The organism is Erwinia sp. PsM31, from assembly GCF_030433775.1.
Lineage (GTDB): Bacteria > Pseudomonadota > Gammaproteobacteria > Enterobacterales > Enterobacteriaceae > Erwinia > Erwinia aeris.
Window position 1 is genome coordinate 1 of the sequence record NZ_JARUWZ010000050.1, and the last position, 9,047, is coordinate 9,047.

11 protein-coding genes and 3 pseudogenes are annotated in these 9,047 nt (G+C 48.8%); 2 read left to right on the top strand and 12 right to left on the bottom strand.

The window, feature by feature from the left end:
- Positions 1-595: 595 nt before the first annotated feature.
- From QCD69_RS22130 to xerC, 10 genes and pseudogenes are all read right to left on the bottom strand, one after another.
- A complete protein-coding gene (locus QCD69_RS22130) occupies positions 596-1,069 on the bottom strand; it encodes a hypothetical protein (RefSeq protein WP_301253528.1) in 474 nt (157 codons plus the stop codon).
- A complete protein-coding gene (locus tag QCD69_RS22135) occupies positions 1,066-1,932 on the bottom strand; it encodes a hypothetical protein (RefSeq protein WP_301253529.1) in 867 nt (288 codons plus the stop codon). The genes QCD69_RS22130 and QCD69_RS22135 overlap by 4 nt, the downstream gene beginning before the upstream one ends.
- 80 nt (positions 1,933-2,012) lie before the next feature.
- Positions 2,013-2,378 carry a ribonuclease toxin immunity protein CdiI gene (cdiI, locus tag QCD69_RS22140; RefSeq protein ID WP_089414322.1) on the bottom strand — a complete coding sequence of 122 codons (366 nt, stop codon included), beginning with the start codon at positions 2,376-2,378 and terminating at the stop codon, positions 2,013-2,015.
- Positions 2,379-3,006: 628 nt separating this feature from the next.
- Positions 3,007-3,490: pseudogene (locus QCD69_RS22150) on the bottom strand (VENN motif pre-toxin domain-containing protein); the annotation flags it as partial.
- A 53-nt stretch (positions 3,491-3,543) separates the two neighbouring features.
- Positions 3,544-3,768, bottom strand: coding sequence for a hypothetical protein (locus QCD69_RS22155; RefSeq protein WP_367317874.1), 225 nt, complete (start codon positions 3,766-3,768; stop codon positions 3,544-3,546).
- Entirely contained in the window at positions 3,765-4,316 is a 552-nt protein-coding gene (locus tag QCD69_RS22160; RefSeq protein WP_301253530.1) for a polymorphic toxin type 17 domain-containing protein, read from the bottom strand. The genes QCD69_RS22155 and QCD69_RS22160 overlap by 4 nt, the downstream gene beginning before the upstream one ends.
- A gap of 90 nt (positions 4,317-4,406) precedes the next feature.
- A pseudogene (locus QCD69_RS22925) lies at positions 4,407-4,616 on the bottom strand (DUF6862 domain-containing protein); the annotation flags it as partial.
- Between the two features lie 902 nt (positions 4,617-5,518).
- Positions 5,519-5,758 carry a type II toxin-antitoxin system RelE/ParE family toxin gene (locus tag QCD69_RS22165; RefSeq protein ID WP_301253531.1) on the bottom strand — a complete coding sequence of 80 codons (240 nt, stop codon included), beginning with the start codon at positions 5,756-5,758 and terminating at the stop codon, positions 5,519-5,521.
- Positions 5,755-6,033, bottom strand: a complete 279-nt coding sequence (locus tag QCD69_RS22170) for an antitoxin of toxin-antitoxin stability system (protein ID WP_301253532.1) — start codon at positions 6,031-6,033, stop codon at positions 5,755-5,757. Before QCD69_RS22170 ends, QCD69_RS22165 begins: the two co-directional genes overlap by 4 nt.
- 56 nt (positions 6,034-6,089) lie before the next feature.
- Entirely contained in the window at positions 6,090-7,139 is a 1,050-nt protein-coding gene (gene xerC / locus QCD69_RS22175; protein WP_301253533.1) for a site-specific tyrosine recombinase XerC, read from the bottom strand.
- On the opposite strand from xerC, the pseudogene QCD69_RS22180 reads away from it, so the two are divergent.
- Positions 7,059-7,301 (top strand): annotated as a pseudogene (locus tag QCD69_RS22180) (RstR family transcriptional repressor); the annotation flags it as partial. The gene xerC and the pseudogene QCD69_RS22180 sit on opposite strands and share 81 nt — an antisense overlap.
- Positions 7,302-7,372: 71 nt before the next feature.
- Positions 7,373-7,723, top strand: coding sequence for a SymE family type I addiction module toxin (locus QCD69_RS22185; RefSeq protein ID WP_301253535.1), 351 nt, complete (start codon positions 7,373-7,375; stop codon positions 7,721-7,723).
- 71 nt (positions 7,724-7,794) lie between these two features.
- Here the strand turns inward: QCD69_RS22185 and QCD69_RS22190 are convergent, their stop codons facing one another.
- Both QCD69_RS22190 and QCD69_RS22195 read right to left on the bottom strand, forming a co-directional pair.
- Positions 7,795-8,208 (bottom strand): hypothetical protein, encoded by a 414-nt coding sequence (locus QCD69_RS22190; RefSeq protein WP_062749673.1) that lies wholly within the window; start codon positions 8,206-8,208, stop codon positions 7,795-7,797.
- 6 nt (positions 8,209-8,214) lie between these two features.
- Positions 8,215-9,047, bottom strand: an 833-nt coding sequence (locus tag QCD69_RS22195) for a VENN motif pre-toxin domain-containing protein (RefSeq protein WP_301253536.1), incomplete at its 5' end; no start/stop codon positions are given.

Sequence of the window (9,047 nt, forward strand, 5' to 3'; positions counted from 1 at the left end):
TGGTTTTCAATACTGCTGAAGCCCAGCGTGCCCGTATCCAGCCGGTTTTTATCCGTCGCTGCCGTTGAGCTGATACCACGCCGAAAAGGCAGTCACGTATGATCCAGAAAAGGACTGTGGAGTGGCGAAAGCTGAATTAACTACATGATTACCAATGAAAGATCTTGGAGGGATGGTCTTGATTTACATCGTAACCGTTTAATTTTATATATAACCGTATTTTTTCACTCGGGAATAGAGGATATAATATCAAACTTACATTGAATATAAATAATTTAGGCGACAAGGCTATTACATTATAAATATTGTTCAGGTAACCATATAAACAGCTTGGCCTGCTGGCAGAAGCTAAACCAACATCTATAGCCAATTTTATTTTACCGAGCAGTGCAGGTATTGGACCCCTAAATATTAATCCGCGCACTTAATACCAATTACATTTCTTTATTGCATCATAAATAATGATAACGTTAAAACCGTTACCATCTGACTTACATGCTGTACTTTCCTTATGAAAAGCACAAAATTCATCAAAACTACGATTATTACCTTCAACAAGTTTACAAAAAAATCTAGTTGAACAAACCCTTGAATTTTATTTTCGCAGAAATATATCAAAAAACAATTTATAAGAATTATCCAGAGCACCCCTATAAACATCCTCCTGTACAATTTCATCGTAGCGATCAGATATTTTATTAATTAAATTATTTGAGTATTCATTCCTGAAAGGGGTGTTGCTATATTGGCAAAGTCCATCCATTGCTGCGGCAAGGACTGGAGGTGACATTCCCCCTACTTCTTTTTCAACATACAGAAGAGAGCACTCCTTATTTAAGTCAAATAAGTGAGATAGACAACTTGACTCTAGATATTTGTCACCAACATTACCGTCATTAAGTATGATTTTACAATACTTCTCACAGAGCTCTGGTTTTTTTTGAAATAATTCCAGAAAACAATCGGCCGCCTCATCATCAGGATTCTCAAACGAATCAAAATTTACAAAGCCGTTTTTAATATAGCTTTCTAACTTTACTGATATTTGGATCTCTTTCTCAATATTCATTTCTTATCCTTAAATATACCCGTTGTCATTGTGGTCAATCTCTTCGTACCATCATCCATTACTTTCCATTTTGCGTTAATACGCACAGATCCAATTGTGCCATGGAGAACAATAGAGCTACTTGGGTTGCTTGCATTCACATCTTTAGCTGACTCCAAAAGTTTATCCATTATAACGGCGTTATTTTTAGGTGTATTAGGAATCCCTGATTTTATTAAGTTATCCCCCATCTCTCGGGTTCTATCTATTCTTTTTATGCTCTCGCTGATGGCTTTTAGTTCAGTTTCTTTCCCTGATTTTGCAAAGGTACTCTGATCGGCATTTTTTTGCGTTCTCAATAGTTCTCGTTGTTTTATTAAAGCATCAAAATCCCCTTTTGCTCCGCCACGCAACCATAGTTCAACTTTATCAACAGGAATATGAGCATCACCTTTAACTGCTGTTGCGTGCAATTTCCCATAAACATCAGGTATTTGCTGTATTTTCGGGCCTTTATATCCTTTAGGCGTTATATATGAAATTCCGGCTCCAGCCAACCATGATGCAGCTTCGGCCGCAACGACCATATCTTTACCAAATTGACTGGTGTACTGGTCTATAACCGCATTGTCTTTTGATGTCTCCTGCTGCATAAATCTTGCAACATCATCATCAATTCCCAATAGAAAACCATTTTCAAGATACTCATTGTAAGCATCATCCGCAATTTCACGGCCAAATCCACATGTATTCGGATGTTCCTGACAAGCCGTCGCCTCAGCTTCCCTTTCCTTTTCTGCTTTATCGCGTGCAGCTTCAAATATGGGATCCAGATTTTCTCCTTTCTCTTTTGCTGCTTTGACTTCTCGGTTGAGGGCTAACATATCCTGGGCCAGATAGTTATTCTCAACAACAACATTTGCTCAATCCCGGCTCAGTCTATTCAATGGCTGAGATTTTCAGATCATAGAGGTAGTTTATCCAGTAAATTATTTAGTCTCTCTGTATCTTCAGGATTCAACAGGAGATACCTCTCACATGCCAGACGGACGTACTGATAGCAGACTTCTTCACTAACAATGACAGTATCTGCTTCAGAAGCGGGATAGCCAACGGCAAATTCAACGCCTTCAAAATGTTCGCTTTCATCATAACTATCCATATCTGGAAAATTACAATAAGCACCATCGGTGTTAAAGCCGACTTTTCTTATAATGTGTTCAATAACCTCCAGAAAATTCTTATCAGAGGACATGATATTAAAATAACCTACGATGATCTCATTTAAACCTGAATGTACATCCGACATGTCAAATAAGTTCTTATTCATATCAATTTTCCTGTAAATTAATTTGGGTGGAAATTTCTAACTGTACCTGTAGATTTATCCACATATATTCTGAAGCTAACACCGCCAGCAACAACATTTGCCGTACCATTCGGGCTGCTCATAGCTTCTTTATAACCACTAGCAGCGGCCTGCTGTCCGAGTTCTAAGATCTTGTGATCCGAGAATATTTTAGGATCGTAGATGGTTTTAGTTTCAGGTGTTGCTTTGTAATCTCCGGTCAGATTTCCAGCCCGATCTTTCGTCGGTATTAAATACTTCACCTCAGTAATACCTTTTACGCCAGTAGGTGTCTCACTGACGATTTTTACATTGTATTCCTTAGCGGCATCGTAAAACGCATTGGAATTATGCCCCCCCGAGATCCCATTTTTTTGTGTAAATCCATCCACTGTTGCCAGATGCTTCGGCTGGTCAATTCTGAAATTCACTCCATCAGGATAAGTGATCGTCGTGGTACCTTTCTCTACACTGGTTTTGTAAGGCAATGAGTTACCATCATACTGACCACCCGGATATTCCACATTCGTAACCGTTTTATCCGGTTTTAGGCTAAATTCACCTTCGCCTGATTTCCAGGCTGATGGCGGCATGTCAGGTATAGCCTTCCCGGTTTTCGAGACAACCTTAGCAACAACCTTCTCCGTCAGTACCGCACCACCTTTCACCACTCCGGCACCGCCAGCCAGCAGACTGGCTATATCGGTGACCAGCTTACCGCCTTCAACACCCGCATTAAACGAGCCGCTGGCCCCGGCTTTCTGGTACTCCGCCTCCATCCGGTCAATGCGGTCGATATAAGACTGCTTCACCGCGTCCGAGACATTACCTAACACGTCACCGCTGTTAAACAGTGCCTTCAGTGCCTCGTAAGTTTCTACCGGACTGCTGGCCGTTTTCACGATACTGTCCACCGCGTCATACAGCCCTGCCGGAACCCCTGCCACCATTCCCGCCGCGAAGCTGCCGTCCTGTCCCAGATCTATAGCAGTCCATTTCGCCTGCGTCTGGGCTTTACAGGCCACGCTCTGACATTCTGCCAGCTCTTCTTTCTTTTGAGCCTGTTGTTTCTGGCTCAGATAGTTATTCTCAACCTCGTCGCTGAGTGACAGATAAAAATATCCCGGTTTGAAGACCGGGATATTTTTCAGTAATAATCTTCTCGCGTAAAACAGACACCTGTAGGTACAAGATCATCTTTATCAAAGTAAACAGCCATTTCTTTTCCATGTATGGCAACAGAGTAACCATACACAACACCATTTTCCTCGCTTATGCCAAGAACCGCCCCCTTACAGCCAACATATTTATTATTCTTGGCTCCAGCTATGACTTCTACTTCATAATAAAAATCAATTTTCATATCAATCACTTATGAGTAACCTTACCATCTAGAGATATGTTTAGATGCGAGCCATCGCGTGTCGCCCAACCTAACTGAGCTTTACCAGTACGTGATAACTGTACATCCCATTCAAACTCCTGCCCTGCTGTACGAGATGGGCCTTTTACCCATTCATTCTTAAATTTGTCAATATAACCATTATTTGGCCCTCTCGGTAGAGGTTGAGATGGAGAGTATCCTTCCGGCGGTATGTAACGGATTTTCCCTTTATTAGGAAGCTGAACATAATTTATACGGGCTTTAGTTGACCATGGTTGCGCACTGCCAGCGGTCCCTCCAGGATTGAAGGGGGGTTCATCAACATAATTGAGGTTTTTATCTGCATTCGGTACAGACGGCTTGCTGGCTTTAGCTGGTATCCCGGCCTGCATACCTTTCATACCGGCCAGCGCTACCGCTATCGCCTGCGTCTGCATTGCAGAGTCATAATCTTTCGCAACGTCATTCCAGTCACGATGCGTTGACGCCGCTATTGCAGTTATCGCCTGGTCACGGCTGATACTTCCCGCATCCACTCCCTGAAGAATGTTTTCCAGATTCGCCGCTTCGTGTGGATAAAGATCCTTATAAATAAGCGAATAACTGACATTTTCACCGTACTTCTTCAGTGCTTCCTGTGCCGGGCTAACCAGCGCACCACAGGCTGAACCCCCTTTATTACCATCCGTACAGACCGCTTTTATCGCTTCATCACGCGCTTTACCTGTCTGATTAATCGTCGCCAGTTCTTTCGCTTCAGCCGGTGTTAACTCCTGTTTCAGGTAGTCGCGCTTCGTCTCCAGCTGTTTCTTTCTGTCTGCTTCCTGAACGCTCAGCCAGTTATTCTCAACAACAACTTAATCCGATGCAGAGTCTGACGGCGGACACGCTTTTTCCCTGTGCTTTCCGTGAGTTACAGCCGGTTTTCCCCTGTCACGTTTCAGCAGCGATAACTTTTTTCCCCGACGCGCTTTTCTGACCCGGAACACGCTACCGCCCGGCCGTGGCGCTGCGCCTGCACCCGCGCATTTTACCAGCGCTGCCCGTTCTGTCATTACTGGTTTGCATCAGATGCTTCCCCGGTTCACAGCTTGCCTGTGGGTCGGGGAAGCATCCGCCGGGCGCGGGCTGGCGAGGCCCGCAAGCGACGGAACGGCGCTTTGTTCCACCGCTGTCTGACCGGGTTTTGATTTTGCATGACAACACTGAACCGGGGCGGGAAGCGGTGGCTGGCGAGGCGGGAACGAGCAACGCAGTGCGAGCCGCCGCAGCCAGACGCAGCCGGGCGGGCATGAACGCCCTTTAGCGGAGGCCGCAGGCCGACAACCGCTTTGCCGTTTGCTGAACACGATCAAGATGCCAACGCCGCCAGGGATGGCGGCCTCACCCGGTGCTGAACGCGGGCGGCGCAAGACATAACGCAGATTATACGCATACGAGCGCATGACGGGGTTTATGTGGTGTACATGAGGCGGGCGCGAGAGTGCGTATAATCTCCGGCGTTATGTTGAACGGACGAACGGCCGGCTGCTCACTGCCAGAACGCACCGCAGCTCAACGCCGGCCGGGCGGCCGTTTACCCCCGCGCACACGGGACGTGAAGAAGGCAGATCGCGCCAGGGATGGCGCGCTCTGCCGTAACCCGGAACAGTCCGGCTCACAGAGTGCTCCGCTAGCTCTGCTGGCTGTACGGCGACGCCGGCGGCCAGCACCGGGCTGTGTGGATCAGCGTCACTATCTAGACGATACCGGCTTCTTCATCCGCTTCGTACACAAGCCGGTAATGCTCATGCGGTATCAGCTCCCGCGTGCCGGCTATTTTTCCCACCACACCCATCAGCGGATGCTCTGCCAGCCTGGCTGCTGCTTCGTTGAACCGTTCATCCAGTTCCATCGCCGCCAGCGGGTTTCGTTCTGCCAGGTAATCCCATATTGCTGTACGGTTGTTGAGCGCTTCCTGCGCCCAGAGCACTTTCACGCTTTCCCCGTCAGTTTTGCACGACGCGCGGCGAACTGCGCTTCAACCTCTTCGTTGCTCACAACGTTACCCGCCCGTATATCCTGCCGTCCTCTCTCCACTTTCTGCGCCAGGTAAGCATCGTAAGCCCGGCTTTCGTTCTGTCGCCGGATGTATTCCCGCATCAGCTCGCGTATCACCTGCGAGGCCGGTCTGTCGCTGGCTTTCGCTGCGGCGATAAAGTCTTCCCGCAGCGAGCTTTCCAGCTTCATCGTGAACACCGCTTCTTTAGGCATGGTTCTTTCTCTCATTCCGCTCATATACTGACCGAGTATATACCTTATCATCACCTTTACTCCATATTGTCTGGTTTCTCGCTGTCCCACTGCTCAGCCGGATGCGTACTCGCATGTACTGCCTGCAACGCCCGGATGCTGACCTGCGTGTAGATCTGCGTACTCTCCACGCTCCGGTGGCCCAGCATCACCTGGATCCACCGCAGCTCTGCGCCGTTCTCCAGCATCTGCGTCGCCATCGCGTGACGGAACAGGTGGCAGCTCCCTTTGTCGATGCCCGCCGCTCTCAGGTACGGCACCACCGCCCCGATGATACCGTGCGCCGTCAGACCCGCCACGCCGTCCATCGCCAGGAACAGCGCTTTACACTCCGGGCTGACCAGTATCTGCGGGCGAACATCCAGGATATAGCGCTCCAGCCACCACAGCGCCCGTTCGCCCACCGGGATAACCCTGTCCTGCTTCCCCTTACCCTGTTCGATGGTCAGTATCTGGCGACCGAAGTCCGCGCTGTATATGTCCAGCACCGCCACCTCGCCACGCCGGATACCCGTTGACCACAGCAGCTCCAGCAGCGCCCGGTCCCGGATACCCTGGGGCGTCGTCAGGTCGCACAGGTTCAGCACTTCTTCCACCTGTTCCACGCTCAGGATGGTGCGCGGCAGACGTTTTTCCAGCCTCGGCAGCTCCAGGTCTGCGGCGGGATTTGCCAGTATCAGACCCTGTTTCGCCATCCAGGAGAACCACACCTGAAGCGGCTGAAGCGCCGTCCGCTGCGTCCTGCTCGTCAGCGGCTCCCCGTTGCTCTTGCGGTACTGATACAGCCAGCGCTGCCAGCTCTCCAGCACCGGTCGGGTGACCTCCGCCGCATAGTGCAGGCCGCGCTCTGCCGCCCAGCAGATAAAGCGGTAGCTGTGATGCGTCTGCACCTTCAGCGTGGTTTCCGACCAGTTGCGCTCCTGCCGCCACTTCACGAACCGCAGCAGCAGCGCGTACAGGCTTTTCGGGTGCGTCGCCGGGCCGACCGGCTGCCCTCTCTGGATGCGCTGAAGAAGATAGCCACCACGCTGCACGTCAGTACCGATTTTTTGCTGTTTGATGAACATGAACGTGGCCCGGACGGCGAGCTGGCACTTCAGTTTGAAGCCATCAGTCAGCTGCCGGAGAATGAGCAGGCGATAGTGCGCGAAGTGCTGGAGAGCCTGATTATCAAGTATCAGTCCCGCCGCTGGGACTCTGCAAGGAAAGCGGTTAAAGAAGAGAGTTAATACAGACGCGGGCTGAAGGTGCGCTAACACCACCAACCCGCTGACCACAACCAACTATCAAGGAGTTGATTATGGCTGAGACACATCATAAGCCAGAGATTGCCACACACACAACCCGTTGTTATACCGTGGGTTATGTCAGTGACGCGAAGTACCAGCCCGTTCCGGCTGTCACGCTGAAGGGCCACTGGCTGAAGGAGATGGGTTTTGATACAGGGACGGCGCTGGAGGTGAAGGTTTTACCGGGCTGTCTGATACTGGCCGCGCAGGAGCCACTGCCGGAACCACCCGCAGAGCCGGAGGTGGTGACCACCCTGAGGAAGGCCTGCAAGAAGCTCTCTGACCGTAAGCAGCGGCAGATTGAGGAGTTTATTGAACTGGTCGCCACGCCGCAGCGGCGACTGAGAAGTGGCGGTAACTGACTGGTGTACAAAGTAAAACCCCGGCTCAGCGGCCGGGATTTAGTAATAATAACTAAAATAGCAAATCCAGATTACCTCAGCCAAAAAGGCATATCATCTGAAGTCAGAACATCATATTCTTCTTTTGGCCTGTCTATATCTGAGACGCAATATGGCATATCTGTAATAATAATTTTTACCGCCTGATAAATATTCCAATCCTCATAAAAAGCTTTAGCTGATTGAAAACACCATTCAATACTCTCAAAATACTTCGAAAACTCCATCAGGAAACTTTCATGTGAAAGCGATTTTAGTTCTTGTATAACTAATTGAGTTTCACCAATTTCATCAAGGTTAACATATTTTTTATACAGCCTTTCCAATAAGTTACGCTCCCTTTCATTACGGGAAAGATGATGCAAAACATCAAAAAAACGAACCATATCTGAAGGGCTACCCAACTCAAAAAAAGAGCTTCCACCACAGAAACCAACATGTTTCATTTGTTGTTACCTTTTGAACCTAATAGAGGTTGGGTCAATAGCACCATTGGATTTCCCAACAATACCTTTAATAATCTCTCGTTCCTGATCTAATGAAATTGTTTGCCCACGAGTATCTATAACAACACGCTGTTGCATTCCCGCAGGTAAATTCTTCTGCCGCTCAATTGCCTGTTTTGCTACGTTATTAATCAGCCCATTTTTGTTAGTCGTAATATTATAGTTTTTCACTTCAACACTACAGACATTTCCCTGACACCAGTCAGGGCGAACCCCACCTTTTGTACCGTAGGGAACTTCTTTACCATCTTTGAAGCTGACTTGTTCGCGCCATCCGTCACCGAGATCTTTACCTACATCTATTTCAGATTGCCTGTGACCTGGGCGGACTACAGTTTCAATTTCATCGCTGGCTTTATTGATCAGCTTCGACGCTTCAGCAACATCCCCTTTATTCAGCGCTGCTCTTGCTGCCCTGAATATCTTGCCAGCAACCCGTTCACCCGGAATAACTGAAGCAATAGCTTCAAGATATCCAAGCGCACTTTCTGCTTCCGCCACGCTTTTCAACGTACCCACTACCGGCACAAAATCCAGACCGAGAGACACTGCCCCTGCAACCATTTCCTGCCGGTAAGCTTCCAGTCTGACAGAACATGCTTCCGCACCCAGCCCTGCACACTGCTCTTTTTTAATCTCTTCGAGCGTTTCTTCAGTGTGTTCTCTGGCAACCTGTTGCGGTGATTTACCTGCGGCCAGAGCATCGGTGAGGTCGGACAACGCATTATTCTCAACCGCGTTCTTCCCGGCCTGCGCGCCCGTCACCGCACCGCCGGCAC

What these genes read in the sequence shown, in the direction of transcription:
- QCD69_RS22130 (WP_301253528.1), bottom strand. Translation starts at nt 1,069, where the DNA reads ATGAATATTGAGAAAGAGATCCAAATATCAGTAAAGTTAGAAAGCTAT.
- QCD69_RS22135 (WP_301253529.1), bottom strand. Translation starts at nt 1,932, where the DNA reads ATGTTAGCCCTCAACCGAGAAGTCAAAGCAGCAAAAGAGAAAGGAGAA.
- cdiI (WP_089414322.1), bottom strand. Translation starts at nt 2,378, where the DNA reads ATGAATAAGAACTTATTTGACATGTCGGATGTACATTCAGGTTTAAAT.
- QCD69_RS22170 (WP_301253532.1), bottom strand. Translation starts at nt 6,033, where the DNA reads ATGCCTAAAGAAGCGGTGTTCACGATGAAGCTGGAAAGCTCGCTGCGG.
- xerC (WP_301253533.1), bottom strand. Translation starts at nt 7,139, where the DNA reads ATGTTCATCAAACAGCAAAAAATCGGTACTGACGTGCAGCGTGGTGGC.
- QCD69_RS22185 (WP_301253535.1), top strand. Translation starts at nt 7,373, where the DNA reads ATGGCTGAGACACATCATAAGCCAGAGATTGCCACACACACAACCCGT.
- QCD69_RS22190 (WP_062749673.1), bottom strand. Translation starts at nt 8,208, where the DNA reads ATGAAACATGTTGGTTTCTGTGGTGGAAGCTCTTTTTTTGAGTTGGGT.